The 19118-nt window shown below is 71.3% G+C and carries 21 protein-coding genes and 1 pseudogene; 10 read left to right on the top strand and 12 right to left on the bottom strand.

Going from position 1 to position 19118, the window contains the following annotated elements; all coding sequences use genetic code 11:
• Positions 1–25 precede the first annotated feature (25 nt).
• Positions 26–1060, bottom strand: a complete 1035-nt coding sequence (locus OG607_RS09505; protein WP_405721179.1) for an NADP-dependent oxidoreductase — start codon at positions 1058–1060, stop codon at positions 26–28.
• 100 nt (positions 1061–1160) lie between these two features.
• Between OG607_RS09505 and OG607_RS09500 the strand changes: the two genes are divergently transcribed.
• Positions 1161–2090, top strand: coding sequence for a LysR family transcriptional regulator (locus tag OG607_RS09500; protein ID WP_405721176.1), 930 nt, complete (start codon positions 1161–1163; stop codon positions 2088–2090).
• Between the two features lie 50 nt (positions 2091–2140).
• Positions 2141–2809, top strand: coding sequence for a Type 1 glutamine amidotransferase-like domain-containing protein (locus OG607_RS09495; protein WP_405721173.1), 669 nt, complete (start codon positions 2141–2143; stop codon positions 2807–2809).
• Here OG607_RS09495 and OG607_RS09490 read toward each other — a convergent pair.
• Positions 2775–3677, bottom strand: a complete 903-nt coding sequence (locus tag OG607_RS09490) for a LysR family transcriptional regulator (RefSeq protein WP_405721170.1) — start codon at positions 3675–3677, stop codon at positions 2775–2777. The two genes, OG607_RS09495 and OG607_RS09490, sit on opposite strands and share 35 nt — an antisense overlap.
• Before the next feature lie 103 nt (positions 3678–3780).
• Here OG607_RS09490 and OG607_RS09485 point away from each other — a divergent pair, with 103 nt between their 5' ends.
• On the top strand, positions 3781–4158 hold the full coding sequence (locus OG607_RS09485) for a YybH family protein (protein WP_405721167.1): 378 nt from the start codon (positions 3781–3783) through the stop codon (positions 4156–4158).
• On the opposite strand, the gene OG607_RS09480 is transcribed toward OG607_RS09485, so the two are convergent.
• Positions 4140–4571: a MarR family winged helix-turn-helix transcriptional regulator gene (locus OG607_RS09480; RefSeq protein WP_405721165.1), complete on the bottom strand. Its 432-nt coding sequence runs from the start codon at positions 4569–4571 to the stop codon at positions 4140–4142. The genes OG607_RS09485 and OG607_RS09480 overlap by 19 nt on opposite strands.
• Entirely contained in the window at positions 4571–4987 is a 417-nt protein-coding gene (locus OG607_RS09475) for a polyketide cyclase (RefSeq protein WP_405721162.1), read from the bottom strand. The genes OG607_RS09480 and OG607_RS09475 overlap by 1 nt, the downstream gene beginning before the upstream one ends.
• Positions 4988–5129: 142 nt before the next feature.
• Between OG607_RS09475 and OG607_RS09470 the strand changes: the two genes are divergently transcribed.
• Positions 5130–6242 carry a DUF4037 domain-containing protein gene (locus tag OG607_RS09470; protein WP_405721159.1) on the top strand — a complete coding sequence of 371 codons (1113 nt, stop codon included), beginning with the start codon at positions 5130–5132 and terminating at the stop codon, positions 6240–6242.
• Positions 6243–6268: 26 nt separating this feature from the next.
• Here OG607_RS09470 and OG607_RS09465 read toward each other — a convergent pair whose 3' ends face one another.
• From OG607_RS09465 to OG607_RS09455, 3 genes are read right to left on the bottom strand one after another with little or no spacing between them, the layout of a single operon-like run.
• Entirely contained in the window at positions 6269–7123 is an 855-nt protein-coding gene (locus OG607_RS09465; protein WP_405721156.1) for an ABC transporter permease, read from the bottom strand.
• A complete protein-coding gene (locus tag OG607_RS09460) occupies positions 7083–7982 on the bottom strand; it encodes an ABC transporter ATP-binding protein (RefSeq protein ID WP_405721153.1) in 900 nt (299 codons plus the stop codon). Before OG607_RS09460 ends, OG607_RS09465 begins: the two co-directional genes overlap by 41 nt.
• A complete protein-coding gene (locus tag OG607_RS09455; protein ID WP_405736655.1) occupies positions 7979–8431 on the bottom strand; it encodes a MarR family winged helix-turn-helix transcriptional regulator in 453 nt (150 codons plus the stop codon). Before OG607_RS09455 ends, OG607_RS09460 begins: the two co-directional genes overlap by 4 nt.
• A 164-nt stretch (positions 8432–8595) precedes the next feature.
• On the opposite strand from OG607_RS09455, the gene OG607_RS09450 reads away from it, so the two are divergent.
• From OG607_RS09450 to OG607_RS09430, 5 genes are all read left to right on the top strand, one after another.
• The gene (locus tag OG607_RS09450) at positions 8596–9027 is read left to right on the top strand and encodes a ribonuclease (protein WP_405721151.1); all 432 of its coding nucleotides are present in this window, start codon (positions 8596–8598) and stop codon (positions 9025–9027) included.
• 204 nt (positions 9028–9231) lie between these two features.
• Positions 9232–9876, top strand: coding sequence for a bifunctional 4-hydroxy-2-oxoglutarate aldolase/2-dehydro-3-deoxy-phosphogluconate aldolase (locus OG607_RS09445; RefSeq protein ID WP_405721148.1), 645 nt, complete (start codon positions 9232–9234; stop codon positions 9874–9876).
• A 34-nt stretch (positions 9877–9910) separates the two neighbouring features.
• Complete coding sequence (locus tag OG607_RS09440) at positions 9911–11122, top strand: cytochrome P450 (RefSeq protein ID WP_405721146.1); 1212 nt, start codon at positions 9911–9913, stop codon at positions 11120–11122.
• Positions 11123–11187: 65 nt separating this feature from the next.
• On the top strand, positions 11188–12426 hold the full coding sequence (gene aroA / locus OG607_RS09435; protein WP_405721144.1) for a 3-phosphoshikimate 1-carboxyvinyltransferase: 1239 nt from the start codon (positions 11188–11190) through the stop codon (positions 12424–12426).
• Between the two features lie 187 nt (positions 12427–12613).
• Positions 12614–13813, top strand: coding sequence for a chitinase (locus OG607_RS09430; RefSeq protein ID WP_405736653.1), 1200 nt, complete (start codon positions 12614–12616; stop codon positions 13811–13813).
• A gap of 4 nt (positions 13814–13817) precedes the next feature.
• Here the strand turns inward: OG607_RS09430 and OG607_RS09425 are convergent, their stop codons facing one another.
• Together OG607_RS09425 and OG607_RS09420 are read right to left on the bottom strand one after the other, a co-directional pair.
• Complete coding sequence (locus tag OG607_RS09425; RefSeq protein ID WP_405721142.1) at positions 13818–14555, bottom strand: hypothetical protein; 738 nt, start codon at positions 14553–14555, stop codon at positions 13818–13820.
• A 101-nt stretch (positions 14556–14656) separates the two neighbouring features.
• Complete coding sequence (locus OG607_RS09420; protein ID WP_405721139.1) at positions 14657–15181, bottom strand: hypothetical protein; 525 nt, start codon at positions 15179–15181, stop codon at positions 14657–14659.
• 413 nt (positions 15182–15594) lie between these two features.
• Here OG607_RS09420 and OG607_RS09415 point away from each other — a divergent pair.
• Positions 15595–16023, top strand: a pseudogene (locus OG607_RS09415) (oxygenase MpaB family protein); the annotation flags it as partial.
• 17 nt (positions 16024–16040) lie between these two features.
• Here the strand turns inward: OG607_RS09415 and OG607_RS09410 are convergent.
• From OG607_RS09410 to OG607_RS09400, 3 genes are all read right to left on the bottom strand, one after another.
• Positions 16041–16919 (bottom strand): TIM barrel protein, encoded by an 879-nt coding sequence (locus tag OG607_RS09410; RefSeq protein WP_405721138.1) that lies wholly within the window; start codon positions 16917–16919, stop codon positions 16041–16043.
• Positions 16916–17965: a Gfo/Idh/MocA family oxidoreductase gene (locus OG607_RS09405; RefSeq protein WP_405721135.1), complete on the bottom strand. Its 1050-nt coding sequence runs from the start codon at positions 17963–17965 to the stop codon at positions 16916–16918. Before OG607_RS09405 ends, OG607_RS09410 begins: the two co-directional genes overlap by 4 nt.
• An 88-nt stretch (positions 17966–18053) precedes the next feature.
• The gene (locus tag OG607_RS09400) at positions 18054–19076 is read right to left on the bottom strand and encodes a Gfo/Idh/MocA family protein (RefSeq protein WP_405721132.1); all 1023 of its coding nucleotides are present in this window, start codon (positions 19074–19076) and stop codon (positions 18054–18056) included.
• Between the last annotated feature and the right edge of the window lie 42 nt (positions 19077–19118).

Raw genomic sequence — 19118 nt, 5'->3', positions numbered from 1 at the left:
AGGCGCGTGCCGCGGTCGACGGCTACTACCGCTGATCCGGTGAACCGGGACCGGCCTGCGTGCGGTCCCGCACGATGATCTTGCCGGTGTTCTCGCCGCGCAGCATTCCCACGAACGCGTCCACGATTCCCTCGAATCCGTCGACCACCGTCTCGTCCCGGGCGAGCCGGCCGCTCTGCAGATGCGGCACCGCGAACTCGTACAACTCATCCTGCAGATCACGGTAGTTGCGTACCAGGAAGCCCTCCATGCGGATGCTCTTCCCCACGATGTCCGAGTAGTCGAAGCGCGGCGACGGCGCGTCGGGGTTGTTGTACTGGCTGATCGTGCCGACGCGGACGATGCGCCCGAAGTCGCGCAGCGCTCCCACCGCTGCGGCCAGCTGCTCTCCGCCGACGTTGTCGACGAACACGTCGATGCCGTCCGGCGCGGCCTTGCCGAGCAGGTCGGCGGCGGGCCCGTCGTGGTAGTCGAAGGCGGCGTCATAGCCCACCTCCCGCGTGAGGTGGGCGGCCTTCGCCGCCGAGCCCGCGCTGCCCACGAGCCGTCCGGCGCCGAGCAGTCTGGCGAAGCGCGCGGTAGCCGTGCCGACCCCGCCCGCGGCGGCCGACACGAACAGGTCCTCCCCCTCCTGGAGCCGGGCGATCCGGGTCAGGCCCACATAGGCGGTCAGGCCGGTGCCGCCGAGGGTGCTCAGGAACGCGGTCAGGGGCACCCCGTCGAAGTGGGGCAGCTTGCGGATCTCCTCGGGCGTGACCACCGCGTGCGTACGCCAGCCCTGCCGGTGGAACACGATCTCGCCCTCGGCCAGTTGAGGCGTGCGCGAGGCGATCACCCGCCCGATGGTGCGGCCCTCCAGCGGTTCGCCGAGCGCGAAGCCGCCGGGGATGTCGTCCATCATCTCGCGGTGGTAGGGGTCGACGGACCAGTAGAGGTTTTCCACGAGCGCGCTGCCGGCCGCGGGGTCGGGAACCGTCGACTCGACGAAGGCGAAGTGCTCGGCGGTGGGAAAGCCTTGGGGGCGGGCGGTCTGGTGCACGGTGAGCGCGGTCTCGTTCATGCCCGGACCGTAGGGCGGGAATGTGCCGCCTGGGCAGCCTGTTGGGATCATGGGACACAACGTTCCATGAGCAGTTCTCATACGTTGAGGTGAGCGCCCCGTGGCCCGCACGACCGATTCCGATCTCGCCCCGCAGGAATTGCGCGTCCTGGTGGCGGTCGCGGACATCGGCGGCTTCTCGGCCGCGGCCGACGCACTCGGTCTGACCCAGTCTGCGGTGTCCCACTCGGTTCGCGGCAGCGAGCGCAAGATCGGTGCCGTCCTCTTCGAACGCGGCCGCACCGGCGCCCGCCCCACCCCCGCCGGAGACAAGGCCGTCGCGCACGCCCGCCGCATCCTCCGCCTGCTGGAGGTCCTGACAGCCGAGGCGCGCGGCGCGGCCCGCCCCGATGCGGCGGAGGGGCCGCTGCGGATCGCGGCTTTCCGCAGCGCGGCTCTCCACCTGCTGCCGCCCGTCCTGCAGCGGCTGCGCGCCCGGCACCCCGGGATCGAGGCGCGGGTGCGGATCGTACGCGAGGTGGGGCGCGGCACTGTGGGCGAAGTGGCCGACGGGAAGGCCGACATAGCCATCGCCACGCTGGGCGGCTCCGCGCCGCTTCCACCGGGTCTGGTCGCCGGCGGACTCCTCGAAGAGCCGTATGCCCTGGTGCACGCGACGGGTCACGCCGCCCCGCGTTCGCTGCCGCTGGTCGACTGGGCCGAGAACTGCGGCTCGTACACCCGCGACTGGTGGGCCGCACAGGACTGGATCCCGAAGGCGACCGTCGAGGCCGAGGACGACGGGGCGGTGCTCTCCCTGGTGAGCGGAGGCCACGGAATGGCGATCATGCCCGCGCTCTCCTTGGTCGGAGCGCCGAACTCGGTCGGGATCACCGATCTGGGTCCCGAGCGCCCGACCCGTCAGGTCGGCTATGTCACCACCTCCGAACTGGCCGGATCCGCGGTCGTGCGTGCCTTGGTGAGGGAACTGCGGGCGACGGTCCCGCAGGGGTGTGAGCCTTCCCGGCGGCGGGGCCTCCCGCCCGGGTGACTGATCCGGGGTTCGTTGCAAGCGCCCGCCGGCCGTGATTGGCTCGCCCGATGGAGCTTCTGTTGACGTCGAGCGGGCTGCGCAACGAGACACTGCGGGATGCGCTGCGGGACATGCTGGGAAAGCCGTTCGGGTCGGCGAACGCCGTGTACGTTCCCACGGCGTCCGTCGCCGAGCCGGGGGACCACGGGTGGCTCGTCGCGGACATGAGCCGGCTGCACGGTCTCGGCTGGCGGGAGTTCGACGTCCTGGAGCTGAACGGCCTGCCCCGGCGGATGGTGCTCGACCGGCTGCTCCATGCCGACGTCATCTACGTCAGTGGCGGCAACCACTACCACCTCGCGCGCAGCATCACCGGCAACGACCTGGCCGGCGACTTCCTGGAGGCGCTGGAGAGCCGGGTCTATGTGGGGCTGAGCGCCGGATCAATGATCTTCAGCCGGAATCTAACCGAGCACTCCGCCGACGTCATCGGGGACGCCGCGGACCTCCGCGTGCTCGGGGCGACGACCGTGGAGCCGCCGTTCGGTCTCTTCGACTGGTATCTGAAGCCGCACCTGTACTCGCCGGACTTCCCGGAGCGGGACGACGCCTGGGCTGATCGCATCGCCGCGCGGGCGGACTTCCCGGTCTACTTCATCGACGACGAGACCGCTGTCCGCGTCAGTGATGACAAAGTGGAGGTCATCTCCGAAGGCCGGTGGCGGTTTCATCCGTGAATGCCTGTCGGCTGTGCACAAGCAACTCACGCACGGCGGGGTTGTGGGTGCCCTTCCAGATCAGGGCGAGCAACGCCGGTGTCTCGACGTCATCGATGGTGCAGGCGGTGAGCCGGTCGCGGTAGCTCGCGGCCATCGAGTCGCTGAGTACGGCGACGCCGAGCCCGCGGACGGCGAGGTCGGCAATGGCATCCGCGGCGTTGGCCTGCAGCGCGATCGTGGGTTGAAGGCTCTGCGCGGCGCAGGCACGGTCGAACACCGTGCGCAGCCCGGTGCCGGGTGGCATGCACACGATCGGGTGGGCGGCCAGGTCGCGCAGCGTGACCCGCCGCCGCTTCGCCAAGGGGTGCCCGGCCGGGACGGCTACGACGAGCCGCTCGCTGATGATGGTCAGCGCGTCCAGGCCGTCGGGGGTGGCGGTCGCGGTCCCGATGAGAGCCAGGTCGACGATGCCGGCGCGCACGGCCTCGACGAGCCGGTCGGAGTTGTCCTCCAGCAGCGAGATCTCCACACCGGGATGCGCCCGGTGGAACGCGGCGAGCGCGTCGAACAGCGGCGTGACGGTGCAGCCGATGACCATCCCGACCGTGAGCCCGCCCCGGATCAGGCCGGTGACCTCGCCCACCGCCTGGCCGACCGCCCCGGCTGCGGCGAGCGCGGCGCGGGCGTGTTCGAGCGCGGCCTTTCCCGCGACCGTAAGGGTGGCGGTGCGCGCTGACCGGTCGAACAGCTCGGCACCGAGCTCACGTTCCAGCTGGCGGATCTGGGCGCTGACGCCGGACTGGCTGATGTGCACCCGCTCGGCGGCCCGGGTGAAGTTCCGCTCTTCGGCGACCGCGACGAAGTATTCCAGCTGCCTCAGCTCCATGACCACAGATTCTAGCTTCCAGCAGATCCATCTGTTGGACTTCTGGTCAGCGGGCGACCAGGCTGGGAACCGAACCGCTGAAGCCCGACGTCAGGAGGCACCCATGCCGGAGCGCGAGAAGGCCATGCGACCCGAGGACATCACCCGCTTGTTCGTGGAACGGTCCAACGCCGGTGACGCAGCCGGGGTCGCCGCGCTCTACGAGGAGGACGCGGTCATGGCATACCCGCCCGGCGACCGGACGGTGGGCCGGGAGGCGATCCGTGGGCTGTGGGAAAAGGTGCTGGCCAACCGCCCCCGCTTCGAGCCGGAAGAGCCGCTGCCGACGCTGGTCAGCGGCGACATCGCCCTCACCTCGACCCCGCCCAGGGACGGGGCCGGCGCCCGGGCGCAGGTCGTCCGGCGCCAGCCCGACGGAAGCTGGCTGCGCCTGCTCGACCAGCCCGAGTTCCTGAGGACGTCTCAGGATTCGGCGGGATGAGCCAGACGGCCCAGCAGCGCTACCGCGTCGTCGAGGGGCACCGGCCGGAAGAACAGCGCGTCAGCGCGCTCAACGGCGGCAATCGCGCGCGGGGCAAGCTCGGCGCCCGCGTCGGTGACGCGTAGTCGCTTGGCACGGGTGTCGGCCGGATCGACCTCGCGCGCGACGAGTCCTTTCGTTTCCAGGGTGCGCAGTACCTGGGAGGTCATCTTGACGTCGGTGCCCGCCTGGCGGGCGAGGGCCAGCTGATTGGGGTGCTCGCCCTGGGCGTTGAGCCACCAGGCGCAGGCGAGCAGCACGAACTGCACATGGGTGAGATCAAGCGGAGCCAGAGCTGCGGCGATGTCGCGCTGCCAGCGCAGCGTGGCATGCCACAGCAGGAATCCGGGGCTTTCGCCGGGGCTGAGGGGCATCAGCCCAGAGCCAGCTCGGCCAGCGAAGCCATCGTGTCGGGCCAGTCGGCGGTGATGCCCGGGCCGATCTGCGGGCCGGCCTCGTCGGCGCCGGTACCGGTGATCTCCATCCGGTACACCACCCGGATCCGGTCCTGGTCGATCCGGTCGATCCGGTGGGTGGTGCGCAGCAGCAGGCCGTCGAAGTCGGCCTCGTCGACGAACAGTTCGCCTTCGACCGCCTCGGCGATACGCAGCAGTACCGGGTCGTCCCCGGGCGGCGTCATCGTGATCCGCGTGCCCGCCGCGAACGGCCCACTCATCTCGATCTTCTCGATCTCGGCGTTCCAGGTGCCCCAGTTCTCAACGTCGGCCCAGAGTCGCCAGATCGCCTCGGGGGTGGCGCTGGTCTCGATGCTGTGCTCGTACTCCCACATGGGTGTGGTCTCCCTCCACCGGATAATCTACCCAGAGATTATCTGTGCGAAGACTATCTGTCGAGTGGTGCGCGGGCCCACCCCGCGATGCCGGTGAAAACACCTCGCATGCGCCGTCACGAAATGGGCACGGCTTCTTGGCATGAGCGCCACGAATATGCCGTCCTTCATCCCGGGCCTGGAACTCTCCCGCCGTTTCTACACCGAAGCCGTACGCCCCCTGCTGGAGGAAGCCGCCCCCGCAGTCCCTCACTCCGCAGCGCGCCTGGGCAGCGGCTCCGAGGTGCTCGGCTTCGACACCCCACGCTCCGCCGACCACGAATGGGGCCCCCGCCTGCAGCTCTTCCTCCGCCGCCGGGACGTCTCCCGGCACGCGGGACGCATCAGACACGTACTGGCCGAGCACCTCCCGAAGACCTTCCACGGCTACCCCACCAACTTCGCCCCGGCCGGCGACGCCGACATCCGCGTCATGCGGGCCACCGACGGCCCCGTCCACCACCGCGTCGAAGTCACCCACCTCTCTGCCTGGTTCGCCGACGTACTCGGCTTCGACCCCTCCTCCGGCATCACCCGGGCGGACTGGCTCGCCACCCCCACCCAGCTCCTCGCCGAAGTCACCGGCGGCGCCGTCTTCCACGACGGCCTCGGCGAACTCGCCCCCTTACGCAAAGCCCTGCGCTGGTACCCGCACGACCTCTGGCTCCATGTCCTGGCCTGCCAGTGGCAGCGCTTATCCCAGGAGGAAGCCTTCGTCGGCCGCTGCGGGGAGGTCGGTGACGAGCTCGGATCCGCCGTGGTCGCCGCCCGCCTCGTACGCGACCTCATGCGCCTGTGTCTCCTGATGGACCGCCGCTATCCGCCCTACAGCAAGTGGCTCGGCAGCGCGTTCGCCCGCACCCCCTGGGGCCCGCGCCTCACTCCCGCCCTCACCGCCGCGCTGGCCGCCACCGACTGGCGCACCCGCGAGGAGCATCTTGCGCACGCGTACGAGACGGTCGCGGGCCTGCACAACCAGCTGGGCCTGACGGACCGCGTCGACCCCGCCACCCGCCCCTACCACTCCAGGCCCTTCCGGGTGCTGCGCGCCGACCGCTTCACCAAGGCCCTCACGGCCCGCATCACCGACTCGGTCCTGCGCGAGCTGCCGCCCGCCGGCTCCGTGGACCAGTTCCTCGACAGCGCGGACGTCCTGGGCCGCCCGGAACCGACCCGCGCGGTGAGCCGCGCCGTGCGAAAGTCCAGGCCGCAGTGACCTGACCAACGCCTGCGCGTGCGGGGTCAGCGGGCCAGGCGACCCAGCAGGGCCGAGGCCGCGGCGATGCCCAGGGCGGCGGCGACGGCAAGGACGGCGTAGTCGGTGCCGAGGTGGGACGGGCTGCGCAGGAGAAGTCCGCGCAGGGCGTCCACTTCGTAACTGAGGGGGTTGACCTTGCTGATCGCCTGGAGCCAGCCGGGCATCACGGCGACGGGGTAGAGCGCGTTGGAGCCGAAGAAGAGCGGCATGGTGATGGCCTGGCCGATGCCCATGAGGCGGTCGCGGGTGAGCACGATCCCGGCGATCGACATGGACAGGCAGGAGAAGAAGGCCGAGCCGAGGACGACGACGGCGACGACGCCGAGGAGTCTGAGCGGGTTCCAGGTCAGTGCGACGCCGAGCAGGGCGGCGATCACTATCACCACGACGGCCTGGATCACCGACTTGACCCCGGCGGCGAAGGCTTTGCCGGTGACCAGGGCTGCTCGCGGGGTCGGGGTGACCAGCAGCTTGGTGAGCACGCCGGAGTCGCGTTCCCAGATGATCATGATGCCGTAGAAGATGGCGATGAACATCGCGGACTGGGCGATGATGCCCGGCGCCAGGTAGTCGAGATAGGGGAGGCCGCCGGTCGGGATGGCCCGGATCCGGGTGAAGGTCTCGCCGAAGATCAGCAGCCACAGGGCGGGCTGTACGGCGCGGGTGTAGAGCTCGGTGCGGTCGTGGCGGAGCTTCTGCAGTTCCACCGCGCACATCGCGAGCACCCGGGCCGGGACGACCCGCCAGCCGGTACGCGGCCGGGGCGGCGTCAGCAGCAGCCGGAGCTTCAGCGTGGGCTCATCCGACACGGGATGCGGTGCGGCGGGTACGGCGGACATCGTCACCTCCGTCCTCGGTGGTGGTGCCGTGGCCTTCGAGGCCGCTGCCGGAGTAGTGGCGGAACACGTCCTCAAGGGTCACTGTCCTCCGGTCGCCGTCGCCGTTGCTGCCGTCGCTCGGGCGGCTCAGCCCGGCTTTCAGCTCCTGCGGTGTGCCGAGTGCCCGGATCCGGCCGTGGTGCATCAGGGCGACCCGGTCGCAGTACTGGTCGGCCTCGTCCATGTAGTGGGTGGTCACCAGGACGGTCATCCCGGTGGCCGCCCGTACCTGGGCGATGCATTCCCAGACGCTGGTGCGGGCGATCGGGTCCAGGCCGATCGTGGGCTCGTCCAGAATCAGCAGCCGGGGTGCGCTGACCAGGGCCTGCGCAAGCTCCAGGCGACGCACCATGCCACCGGAGTACGTCCCGGCGAGCCGGTCGGCGGCCTCGGTGAGGTCGACGGCGGCCAGGGCCTCGGCGACGCGTGCGGCCCGCTCACGGCGGGAGACGTCGAAGACGCGGGCGAAGAGGGCGACGTTCTCCCGGCCGGTCAGGCCGCTGTCCGCGGACAGTTGCTGGGGTACGTAGCCGAGCAGGCGGCGTACGGCCATCGGTTCCCGTGCGCAGTCGCGGCCGAAGACGTGGACCATGCCGGCCGGGACCGGCAGCAGCGTGGTGACGGCCCGGATCGCCGTGGTCTTCCCGGCGCCGTTGGGCCCCAGGAGCCCGAAGACCTCGCCAGGATGCACCTCGAGGTCCAGCCCGTCCACCGCGCGGGTGGCGCCGAAGGAGTACTCCAGCCCGTCACACCTGACGGCCTCCTCCGCTGCTCCACCTGTCGTCGGCGGTCCCGTGGATATCCGCGGCTCCGCGGTCATGTCGCCTCCCCTTCCTCCTGCAGGCCCTCGGCCAGGCGGCGCAGCGCCGGCAGCGCGGCGGTGATCGCGGCCCGCTCGTCCTCGCTCAGCCGGGCGACCTGCTCCCGGACCAGTGCGCTGCGCCGTACGTCCCAGGCCTCCAGCCGCGCGGAGCCCTCGGGCGTGGGGTGGAGCAGCGCGGCCCGGCGGTCCCGGGGGTCGCGTTCCCGGCGCAGCAGCCCGGCCTCGACCAGTTGATTGACCAGCGTCGAGACCGAATTCCCGGCCAGATACAGCTCTTTGGCTGCAGCCGAGACCCGTGTCCCCGGGTTGGCCGCGACCAGCCGCAGGAGCTCCACCTGCGCGCCGCTCAGCCGAGGCTCCGTCAGCCCCCGGCGCAGCCTGCGCCGCAGCAGTCGCTGGATGCCCACCAGCAACTCCGCGAGGTCCTCAGCGAGACTCCGGCTCATCACCCCCTGATTTTAGCTCTTAGTCAGAGGTATTTGTCGAGACAGCGATCCCCGGCTTCCGACCCGACGGCTGGCCGGAAAGCGCCCGTCTCGGGTTAACGGCAGGAAAACTTCCGCTCGTTGACATTGACATGCCATGGTCTACGCGCGTCATTGTTGATGCCATGAGAATCTCCCCACGGATTGCTCGCATCGGCGCCCTGAGCGCCCTCGCCTCTGCCCTCCTCATCGGCGGCCCGGCCGTCGCGGCGACCCCCACCGCCGCTCCGGTCGCGGTTTCGGCCTCCAGCACGGTGTCGGCCGCCGTCTCCTACGGCGACATCTGCTACTCCGACCTGCCGTCGCAGGCGTACACCACGCTCAACCTGATCGCCTCCGGCGGCCCCTTCCCGTACAGCCAGGACGGGACGGTCTTCCGGAACGCGGAGGGTCTGCTGCCGGCCCATGCCTCCGGCTACTACCACGAGTACACGGTCAAGACGCCGGGCTCGTCGACCCGCGGTGCGCGCCGCATCATCACCGGCCAGGCCACGGACGAGGACTACTACACCTCCGACCACTACGCGTCCTTCGACCTGATCGACTACGACTGCTGACCTGCTCGGCCTGCTTGACCTGCTGACACACACCCACCTTCTGCACTGCCGGCGCGGGCCGGCGGCCGGGCTCCCCACCGGCCGCCGGCCCGCGTTGGTCTGTTCGGCCGCCGCTTTGTCAGTGGCAGCCGATAGCGTTGGCCGTGCAATGACCGATCGGTCGGGCAATGGTGCCGAGCAACCTGGGAAGGACGGCGATCGGCCGTGTACCGCTGGGAGATCACCCGGGCCGCACTGGCCCAGCGGGTCTTCGCCATCGTCCGCAAGGAGAGCTACGACCAGGCCGCCGCAGCCGCCGACACGCTGCTGTCGGCAGGGCTCACCACCATCGAGATATCGCTCACCACCCCCTTCGCCCTCGAAGCCGTCACCACCCTCGTACGTGAGGTGGGCGATGACGCGATCATCGGCGCCGGCACCGTCCTGGACGGGGCCTCGGCACGGATGGCCGTCGACGCGGGGGCCCGCTTCCTGGCCTCCCCGGGCCTGGACGAGGAGGTCATCCGCACCGGCCACCGCTACGGTGTGCCGGTCTTCCCCGGCGTGTCCACACCCACCGAGGTCGTCCGCGCCCTGGAGCTGGGCGCCGACGCGCTCAGGCTCTTCCCCGCCTCGGGCTGCGCACCCGGCTGGATCAGGGACGTACGGGCAGACCTCCCGCAGGCAGCGCTGCTGCCGGCCGGCGGGATCTCCGTGGACACCGCCCCCGAGTGGATAGCCGCCGGCGCCGCCGCCTGCGGCATGGGCTCCGTGCTCACCGAGGGGGACCGCGACATCGTCGTCAAGCGGGTCACCGATCTCCTCGTCCGTCTGGAGGAGGCGGCTTCCGGCGATCGTCCGGAAGTCTGACGCGGCCGTCCCGCGCACCGGCTACGGTGCCGGAATGGAAGCCGAGACGGAATCCGAAACGGTCGATCTGACGGTCTACGGCGAGGAGTTCACCGCCGACCCCTACCCGGTGTATGCCAAGTTACGGGACCAGGGCCCCGTGCACCGGGTGCACACCGCCGACATCGGTGACGTGTGGCTGGTCGTCGGCCATGACGAGGTGCGGGCCGCGCTCACCGACCCCCGGCTGGTGAAGAACCCCCGGAACGCGGGCTGGACGTCGCTGGAGGAGCAGCTGATCGGCCCCCATCTGCTCAGCTCCGACCCGCCCCACCACACGAGGCTGCGCAAGCTCGTCACCCGCGAGTTCACCATGCGCCGGGTCGAGGCGCTGGCCCCGCGCGTCCAGCGGATCACCGACGAACTGGCCGACGCCATGATGGCCGCCCCGGACGGCCGGGCCGATCTCGTCGAGGCCTTCGCCTACCCGCTGCCGATCACCGTGATCTGCGAGCTGCTGGGCGTCCCCGACCTGGACCGGGCGGCCTTCCGTCACTGGTCCAACGAGGTCGTCGCACCCAGCAGTCCGGAGGTCGAGCGCACCGCCATCGAGGAACTCGCGGCCTATCTCGACGACCTGATCGAGGACAAGCGCTGCTCGCCCGGCGACGACCTGATGAGCGCGCTCATCCGCACCACCGCGGAGGACGGCGACCGGCTGTCGCAGCCCGAGCTGAAGGGCATGGCCTTCCTCCTTCTAGTGGCCGGCCACGAGACCACGGTCAACCTGGTCTCCAACGGTGTGCGCGCGCTGCTCGCGCACCCCGACCAGCTCGCCGACCTGCGCGCCGACCCCGGCCTCCTCGACGGGGCCGTCGAGGAAATGCTCCGCTACGACGGCCCCGTCGAGACCTCCACCTACCGCTTCACCACCGCGCCCGTCGACATCGCCGGCACCCTCATCCCCGCCCACGAGGGTGTCCTCGTCGCCACCGCCGCCGCCGACCGCGACCCCCGCCACTTCGAGGACCCCGACCGCTTCGACATCCGCCGCGACACCCGCGGTCACCTCGCCTTCGGCCACGGGCTGCACTACTGCCTCGGCGCGCCCCTGGCACGCCTGGAGGGCCGGATCGCCATCCGTACGCTCCTGGAACGCACCGTCACGCTCGAACTCGACACGGACCCGGCGCGGTTGAGCTGGCTGCCGGGACTGCTGATGCGCGGCACGCGGAGCCTCCCGGTGCGGTTCACGCCTGCGGCGTAGGTGCGGGCTCCGGGGGCGTGATTGGATTCCCCGGTACCCACACCCGCTCTGCCGGAGGCCAGCACATGACCGTCGTCGCCGTCCCGGGATCGAAGTCGATCACCAACCGGGCGCTCTTCCTCGCGGCCGCAGCCGAGGGGACGACCACGCTGCGGCGACCGCTGCTCTCCGACGACACCGAGGCCTTCGCCGAAGGACTGCTCGCGCTGGGCTACGACATCGAGCGCGGCCCGGAGGAGTGGCGGATCACCGGCCGCCCCGCGGGGCCCGGCGCGGCGGAGGCGGACGTCTACTGCCGGGACGGGGCGACGGTCGCCCGGTTCATGCCGGCCCTGGCGGCGGCAGGTCACGGCAGGTTCCGCTTCGACGCGTCGCCGCAGATGCGCCGCCGGCCGGTGGCCCCGCTGACCGAGGCGCTGCGCACGCTGGGCGTGGACATCGCGCACGAGGAGGCGGAGGGCCACCTGCCGCTCACCGTGGTCGCGGACGGGATCAAGGGCGGTGAGCTGGACCTCGACGCGAGCCTGTCCTCGCAGTTCCTCACGGCGTTGCTGCTCACCGGCCCGCTCACGGCGGAGGGCCTGCGGATCCGGGTGACCAGGCTGGTCTCGGCGCCGTATGTCGAGATCACCCTGGCGATGATGCGCCGGTTCGGGGTGGAGGCCGTAAGGGACGGCGACATCCTGGCGGTTCCGCCCGGCGGCTACCGGGCGACGGCGTACGGGATCGAGCCCGACGCGTCGACCGCGAGCTACTTCTTCGCCGCGGCGGCTCTGACGGGCCGCGAGATCACCGTCCCGGGCCTGGGGACGGACGCGCTCCAGGGCGACCTGCGCTTCGTGGACGTACTGGAGCGGATGGGCGCGCGGGTCGAGATCGGGGCCGGTGCGACGACGGTGCGCGGGACCGGGCGGCTGTCCGGGGTGACGGCCAATATGCGCGACATCTCCGACACGATGCCGACGCTGGCCGCCATCGCACCCTTCGCGGACGGCCCGGTGCGCATCGAGGACGTCTACAACACGCGGGTGAAGGAGTGCGACCGGCTGGAGGCGTGCGCGGAGAACCTCCGGAGGCAGGGCATCCGGGTCGAGACCGGTCATGACTGGATCGAGATCCACCCCGGAGTGCCGGCGCCGACGGAGATCGCCTGCCACGGTGACCACCGGATCGCGATGAGCTTCGCCGTGGCCGGGCTGCGGATCGCGGGCGGCGTCACCTTCGACGAGCCGGGCTGCGTCAAGAAGACCTTCCCCGGGTTCCACGAGGCTTTCGGGGAACTGCGGGCGGGCTGGGGGCTGTAGGGCCTGTAGGGCCTGTAGGGCGTCTGGGGCTCGCGATTGGTCCAGTCCAATCTCTTGACGGGGTCGCATCAAGCCGCCACCCTGTGTGGGGAATTGGTCTGTACCATCTCCGCCCCACTCGGAGGGCCCCGTGCAGCACAGAACCAAGCGCAGCCTCAACCTCAGTCTCGGTCTCGGCCTCAAGGCGCTGGCCGCCGCCGGATCGGCGGCGGCGCTCGCCGTCGCCGCCGTCACGGCCGTAGCCGCTACGAGCCACGCCGCCACCACCGCCACGCTCGGCAGCAACTGGTATGCCGCCGCGCCCTACCTGATGCCGCTGGACAACAACCCGCCCGACCCGGGGGCCGTCATGGATGCCACCGGGCTCAAGGCCTTCCAGCTGGCCTTCATCCTCGCGCCGAACGGCGGCGGGTGTTCCCCCACCTGGGACGGCACGTCCGCGGTGTCCTCGGACACCGCGGTGGCGGGTGTCATCTCCGCCATCCGTGCCAAGGGCGGCGACGTCTCCGTGTCGATCGGCGGCTACGGTGGCACCAAGCTCGGCCAGACCTGCGGCACCCCGGAGGCGACGGCGGCCGCGTATCAGCAGGTCATCAGCAAGTACAGCCTCAAGGCGATGGACTTCGACCTCGAGGAGCCGGAGTACGAGAACGCCACCGCCATCCACAACGAGATCGGCGCGGCGAAGATCCTGCAGCAGAACAACCCGGGGATCTACATCTCGGTGACCACCGCCGGGACGGCCGACGGCACCGGCTGGTTCGGCAAGCAGATGCTGAACGAGGCCAAGTCGCAGGGCTTCACGCCCAACAACTTCTCCATCATGCCGTTCGACGGGGGCTTCGGCAGCGCTTCGGCGCAGACCTCCGCCCTCACCAACTTCAACTCCGTCCTGCAGTCCACCTTCGGCTGGAGCTCCGCCACCGCCTACGCCCACGAGGGCTTCTCGGGCATGAACGGCCGCAGCGACACCGGCGAGTACTTCTACCAGGCCGACTTCCAGACCGTCCTGGACTACGCGACCTCCCACGGCATGGCCCGCTTCACCTTCTGGTCCGTCAACCGCGACCGCCAGTGCAGCCCGCCCGACAACAACGGCACGACGTCGGGCACCTGCAGCAGCGTCAGCCAGTCCGCGTACGACTTCACCAAGTACTCGGTGAAGTTCGCCGGTGCGACCCCGCCCACCACCACCCCGACCGCGACGCCGACGCCGACCAGCAGTGGCACCTGCACGGTCGCGCAGTGGAGCAGCACCGCCATCTACGTCAACGGCAACGAGGTCGCCCACAACGGCCACAAGTGGAAGGCCAAGTGGTGGACGCAGGGCGAGGAGCCCGGCACCACCGGTGAATGGGGGGTATGGCTGGACGAGGGCGCCTGCTGAGAGATCACCGCTTCACGGCCACCGGCGCCACCCGGCGCCGGTGGTCGCCCCGCATCACCAGGCCCGGCGATTCGTCGCCGTACGCCCCGCACCCCGTCGCCGACCAGATCGACCACTGCTGCGGCACCGCGTAGTACGGCACCAGCACCTGTGCCGTGTGCCGCCGCGAGGTCTTGACCGGCACCAGCGCGGGCAGCACATCGGGGGACTGGCCTGCCAGGATCGCCCGGCGGCAGTCCTCGCAGGCCGGCCGCCGGCTCGCCGCCGCCTCGCGCGGTCCGGTCCGGCGGGGCGAGCGCCTTGAGGCGCCGCCGGGCGGGGCCGACGCGCCGTGCAGCGGGTTGTAGAAGCACCTGGTCACGCCCTTCGGCGCCCGTCGGCCCCGGCTGCGCGCGTCCGCCGCCGCGAACCGCTCCACCGCGCGCTCGGCCAGCACCGCGGCCGCCGCCAGATCCGGCAGATCCGCCGCCTCGTCCAGGAGCTTGCCGGCCGCGTCGTACGCCTCCAGCGCCCATCCGTAGTCCCGCTGCGCGGAGTCCCCGGTGAGACGGAGTTCCGCCCCCGCCAGCACTTCCCCCGCGTCGGCCACCCGTGCCGCCGCGAAGCCGTACAGCCGCTCGCGCAGCACCGCCCACTCCCCGAGCACCAGTTCCTGCTGCTCCTTGGTCAATCCCCGCTTCGCAGGCCGGTGTTCGTCACCGCCGCCCCGCAGCAGATCCAGGAACCACCAGCGCCCGAACACCCGTTGCCCCTCCTCGGCCTCGCCCGCTCCCGCCCCGATTATCGCGGGACGGCCCCGCCGGTGCGGGCGGCGGGGCTGCGTGGTGGGGGGAAGCGGAGGCGTCAGCTGAGGCCGAGGTCCGACAGGGCGGTGGTCCAGTCGGTGACGATCGCGTCCTGGGCGTCGGAGAGGCTGACGTCGCCGGCGCAGACGGCCTTCTTGAGCTTGTTCTCGACGGTGTCCTTGTTGCCGGCGGTCTTGGTGCCGTACTCGGGTTCGGGCCAGAGGTTGAGGGCGCTCTTGGGGGATCCCCCGAGTTCCAGCGGGATGAAGTGGTCCTCCTCGTAGTCGGAGGTGCTGGTGTCGGTGTAGCCGTACTCGACGATCTGCTTCTTCTTCAGGGCGGTGGTGTACGAGCTGGAGGGCCGTACGGTCGCGGTCCAGCCGGAGACGCAGATCGTGCTGTCGATCGTGGACTGGGTGACGTCCGGGTTGAGCGCGCCGGGCTGGCAGCTGGGGTCGGGCAGCGGGAGGTAGCTCTGGCTGCAGGAGGCGGCGTGAGCGGTGCCGACGCCGAAGGTGAGGCCGATGGTGGCGAGGGCCATGGTGGGGATGGCCGTGAGGATGGTGCGGCGTATTCGGGACATGGTGGGGGACTCCCGGTGTGGTGCCCGGCAGGATTCCGGGCCGGTGTGGGCATGACAGCACCGGGGAGTTCTATGCGGGTAGAGCCTTTGCCGGGAACGGGCTCGGATTGGCCAAGGATTTGTTCGGGGCATGCCATGGTGATGTCAAGTCATGGCCAATGCTTGGTTGTTACTGTGGTGATGCGCAGCCGTCGTGCGAACACCCGACCGGGACATCAACTCCGCCGTCAACGTGAAAAAGACCGCCGGACTGGCGGTTACAGCCTGTGGAGCGCAGGTAAGACCAGGACCCGTCCCGGCACAGCGCGACGAAACAGGAAGCCACGGACTCCCGCCCGAACCCCGCGCCGCATAGCGGCACAGAACCCGGACGAGAAGGCCAGAATCCCCGGGCTTCAACCCGAGGAGCAAGTCAATGGAAGCACATGTGCGCGGAGGTGCTGGAGGACAACAAGGCCACCCGGGACGTGCTCGACATAGCCGGGATCGCGAGGCCGCCGTTTCTGCCGTGGCTGCCGCACGCGATATGGCGCCCGGTCGGCGCGCTGATCGGGCGCGGTTTCGTCTGGTTCACCATCGGGCTCTACGACCGGGAGGTCCGCGACCTGCTCGGCTTCACCTGGTCGCAGCGGGACGCCCGGCGGCACCGTGGGGCCTGCCGGGCGATCAACGCCGTGTTCAAGTTCGTCCCGCACGACCGCCGTTACCACCCGCGGGCACGGGCCGGCTGGCGCCGGGCCCGCGGTGAGGCGGCGGACGCCGAGCCGGTCGAGACCCCCCGGCGCAACCTGCCGCCGCTGTCCGAGCGCGGCAAACCGGAGCACTACGCGCCGGAGGGGTGACAGGCTCCGGACAGACCCTAGAGGGCCGACAGCCAGGCGAGCGACGCGCGTACGTCCGCGACCGGGCCGCCGTCGGCGTCGGGTTCGGCGCTGAGGACGGCGTCCTGCTCCATGACGTACCAGCCGCCGTAGCCGGCGGACTCCAGGGCGCCGACGAGCGCGGGGAGGTCGACGCCGCCCTGGCCGAGGGGGCGGTACATGCCGTCGGCGACGGCGCCGGTGTAGGTGGCGCGACCGGCGCGGACCTCGGCGGCGGCGTCCGGGTCGACGTCCTTGAGGTGGACGTGGACGACGCGGTCGGCGGCGCGGCGGGCCAGGGCGACCGGGTCGGTACCGCCGATGAGCAGGTGGCCGGTGTCGAGGCACAGGCCGATGCCGCTGCCTTCGAGGACCCGGTCGACCTCGCCGGGGCCCTCGATCATGGTGCCGACGTGCGGGTGCAGGGAGCCGGTGATGCCGACGGAGGCGGCCAGATCGGCGAGGCGGTCGAGGTTGGCCAGCAGGGTCTTCCAGCCGCTCTCGTCCAGCTCGGGCCGGGTGTTGTAGCCGTCCAGGCCGGTGGCGGCGGCCAGCACGAGGGTGCCGGCGCCGGCTGCCGTGAAGCCCTCCAGGGCGGTACGCACCCCGGGCAGCGGGTCGTGCGAGGGGTCGTGCAGGATCACCGGCACGAAACCGCCGACCGCCGTCATGCCGTGCGCGGCTAGGGTGGCGGCCTTGTCGGCGGGCGCGTCCGGCAGGAAGCCGTCGGGGCCGAACTCGGTCGCGGTCAGGCCGAGTTCGGCCATCTCGCGCAGCACCCGCGAGGGCGCCATCTGGTGGCCCCAGCCGGGGACCTCGCACACGCCCCACGAGATGGGGGCAGCGGCCACGCGGTCGGGCCCGAGGTTGAGGGTCATGCCGCGATCTCCGTTCCGCCGGCGAGCTTGCCGGCCTGTTCCGCGATGTCGGCGACCGCGACCGGCCGCCGTTCGTGCCGGGAGACCTCACAGGCCTCGGCGACGAGAAGGGCCGCGAGGGCGTCGCGCCCGTCGCAGGGATTGGCGAGCTCGCCGCGCACGACGCTCACGAAAGCGGCGAGTTCCGCCCGGTAGGCCGGCCCGAACCGCTCCAGGAAGCCGGTCCACGGCTTGGGCACGCCGGGCGCGGAGCCGGGCTCCAGCGACGTCACCGGGGTGCGGCAGTCCACGCCGACCGCGACGGTGTCCAGTGTCCCGCACAGCTCCAGGCGTACGTCGTGGCCGGCCCCGTTGTAGCGGGTCGAGGTGGCGGTGGCCAGCGCCCCGCCGTCCAGGGTGAGCAGTACGGCGGCGGTGTCCACGTCGCCCGCCTCGCCGAAGAAGGACGCGCCGCCGTTGGCGCCGATGGCGTAGACCTCGGTGATCTCGTGGCCGGTGACCCAGCGGATGATGTCGAAGTCGTGGACCAGGCAGTCCCGGTACAGCCCGCCGGACAGCGGGATGAACTCCGCCGGGGGAGGGGCCATGTCCGAGGTCAGCGCGCGGGCGGTGTGCAGCCTGCCGATCCGCCCGGCCCGTACGGCTTCGCGGGCGGCGCGGTAGCCCGCGTCGAAGCGGCGCTGGAAGCCCATCTGGAGGACGGTTCCGGCGTCTTCCACCTCGCGCAGGGCGGCCATCGTGCCGGGGAGGTCCAGCGCGACCGGCTTCTCGCAGAACGTGGGCAGGCCTGCGCGTGCGGCGCGGCGGATCAGGTCGGCGTGGGCGGCGGTGGCCGAGGTGATGACGACGGCGTCCACCGCGCCCGGAGCGAAGACCTCGTCCACGGATCCGAGGGCCCGTGCGCCCGCCCCGAGCCGGTCGGCCGCCGCCCTGGCCCGCGCCGGATCGGCGTCGGCTATCAGCAACTCGCCGACGTCGGCATGGTCGTGGAGCGCGGCGGCGTGAAAGGTGCCGATGCGGCCGACTCCGAGCTGTGCGATGCGCATGAGGGTGAACACCCTTCCGTGGATGCCGTGGGGGAAAGCGCGCGGGCGGGGAGCTGAGGGGAGGCAGCCCCCCGCCCGCGCCGTCGGATCAGGCTCGGTACAGCGCGGGGCGCTCGATCAGCTCGACCTCGACCCGGCGGCCCTCGGCCTGCGCCCGTACGCCCGCCTCGCAGACGGCGGCGGCCGCGTAGCCGTCCCAGACGCTCGGACCGGTGACCTCGCCGCGCCGGGTGGCGTCGACCCAGGCCTGCACCTCGCGGTCGTAGGCGTCCTCGAAGCGCTCGACGTAGTCCGGGGCGATGGTGCCGCCCCAGCGGCCGGCATGGTTGACCAGGATGTCGTGGACGTCGCCCATCCGGGCGGTGCCGTTCTCGCACACGGCCTCGGCCTGCACCTGGTAGCCGAACCGGCAGCGGACGTTGATCTCGACGTCGACCAGCACGCCGCCCTCGGTCTCGAAGATGACCAGCTGCGGGTCGTCCAGGCCCTCGGGCGCGTTCCCGGAAGGCCGGGGGCGCAGCACGGTGACAGCGGTGATCTCCTGGTCCAGCAGCCAGCGGGTGATGTCCATCTCGTGCACGACGGAGTCGTTGATGAGCATCTGGTTGGTGTAGCCGGGCGGCACCTCGGCGTTGCGGTGGCGGTTGTGCACCATCAGCGTGCGGCCCAGCTCGCCGCTGTCCAGCAGGGCCTTGAGCTTCATGTACTCCCGGTCGTAGCGGCGCATGAAGCCGACCTGCACCCGGCGGTGGCCCAGCTTCTGCTCCGCCTCCAGCACCCGCAGCGCCGAGGCGGCGTCCGGCGTGAGCGGCTTCTCGCACAGCACCGGCAGGTCCGCCTCGAACGCGGCCAGCAGCGCGGCCTCGTGCGCCGGGCCGGGCGAGGCGATGAGTACGGCGTTCACGCCCGGGTCGGCCATCGCCTGGGCCGGGTCGGTGTACGCGGCACAGCCCTCGATGCCGTCGGCGATCCCCTTGACGCGCTCGGCGTCGATGTCGACCACGGCGGCGACCCGCGCACCGCTTGTCACGTCCGTGAGGCGGCGAACGTGGTCGGCGCCCATGCGGCCGGTTCCGATGACGGCTACGCCGAGCGTTCCGTGGCTGGTCATGTGATTCCTCGTATCAGGTAGCTGAGGTCTGTCGGTCGGGCG

The sequence above is a fragment of the Streptomyces sp. NBC_01537 genome (assembly GCF_045040445.1).
In the GTDB taxonomy this organism is placed as follows: Bacteria; Actinomycetota; Actinomycetes; order Streptomycetales; family Streptomycetaceae; genus Actinacidiphila.
The sequence above is the reverse complement of the archived record's forward strand: the minus strand, read 5'-3'. Positions and strand labels throughout refer to the sequence as shown.

Bases quoted from the DNA above. Each gene is read 5' to 3' on its own strand.
- OG607_RS09505 (WP_405721179.1), bottom strand. From the start codon at position 1,060: ATGAACGAGACCGCGCTCACCGTGCACCAGACCGCCCGCCCCCAAGGC.
- OG607_RS09495 (WP_405721173.1), top strand. From the start codon at position 2,141: ATGGAGCTTCTGTTGACGTCGAGCGGGCTGCGCAACGAGACACTGCGG.
- OG607_RS09490 (WP_405721170.1), bottom strand. From the start codon at position 3,677: ATGGAGCTGAGGCAGCTGGAATACTTCGTCGCGGTCGCCGAAGAGCGG.
- OG607_RS09485 (WP_405721167.1), top strand. From the start codon at position 3,781: ATGCCGGAGCGCGAGAAGGCCATGCGACCCGAGGACATCACCCGCTTG.
- OG607_RS09480 (WP_405721165.1), bottom strand. From the start codon at position 4,571: ATGCCCCTCAGCCCCGGCGAAAGCCCCGGATTCCTGCTGTGGCATGCC.
- OG607_RS09475 (WP_405721162.1), bottom strand. From the start codon at position 4,987: ATGTGGGAGTACGAGCACAGCATCGAGACCAGCGCCACCCCCGAGGCG.
- OG607_RS09470 (WP_405721159.1), top strand. From the start codon at position 5,130: ATGAGCGCCACGAATATGCCGTCCTTCATCCCGGGCCTGGAACTCTCC.
- OG607_RS09465 (WP_405721156.1), bottom strand. From the start codon at position 7,123: ATGTCCGCCGTACCCGCCGCACCGCATCCCGTGTCGGATGAGCCCACG.
- OG607_RS09460 (WP_405721153.1), bottom strand. From the start codon at position 7,982: ATGACCGCGGAGCCGCGGATATCCACGGGACCGCCGACGACAGGTGGA.
- OG607_RS09455 (WP_405736655.1), bottom strand. From the start codon at position 8,431: ATGAGCCGGAGTCTCGCTGAGGACCTCGCGGAGTTGCTGGTGGGCATC.
- OG607_RS09450 (WP_405721151.1), top strand. From the start codon at position 8,596: ATGAGAATCTCCCCACGGATTGCTCGCATCGGCGCCCTGAGCGCCCTC.
- OG607_RS09440 (WP_405721146.1), top strand. From the start codon at position 9,911: ATGGAAGCCGAGACGGAATCCGAAACGGTCGATCTGACGGTCTACGGC.
- aroA (WP_405721144.1), top strand. From the start codon at position 11,188: ATGACCGTCGTCGCCGTCCCGGGATCGAAGTCGATCACCAACCGGGCG.
- OG607_RS09420 (WP_405721139.1), bottom strand. From the start codon at position 15,181: ATGTCCCGAATACGCCGCACCATCCTCACGGCCATCCCCACCATGGCC.
- OG607_RS09410 (WP_405721138.1), bottom strand. From the start codon at position 16,919: ATGACCCTCAACCTCGGGCCCGACCGCGTGGCCGCTGCCCCCATCTCG.
- OG607_RS09405 (WP_405721135.1), bottom strand. From the start codon at position 17,965: ATGCGCATCGCACAGCTCGGAGTCGGCCGCATCGGCACCTTTCACGCC.
- OG607_RS09400 (WP_405721132.1), bottom strand. From the start codon at position 19,076: ATGACCAGCCACGGAACGCTCGGCGTAGCCGTCATCGGAACCGGCCGC.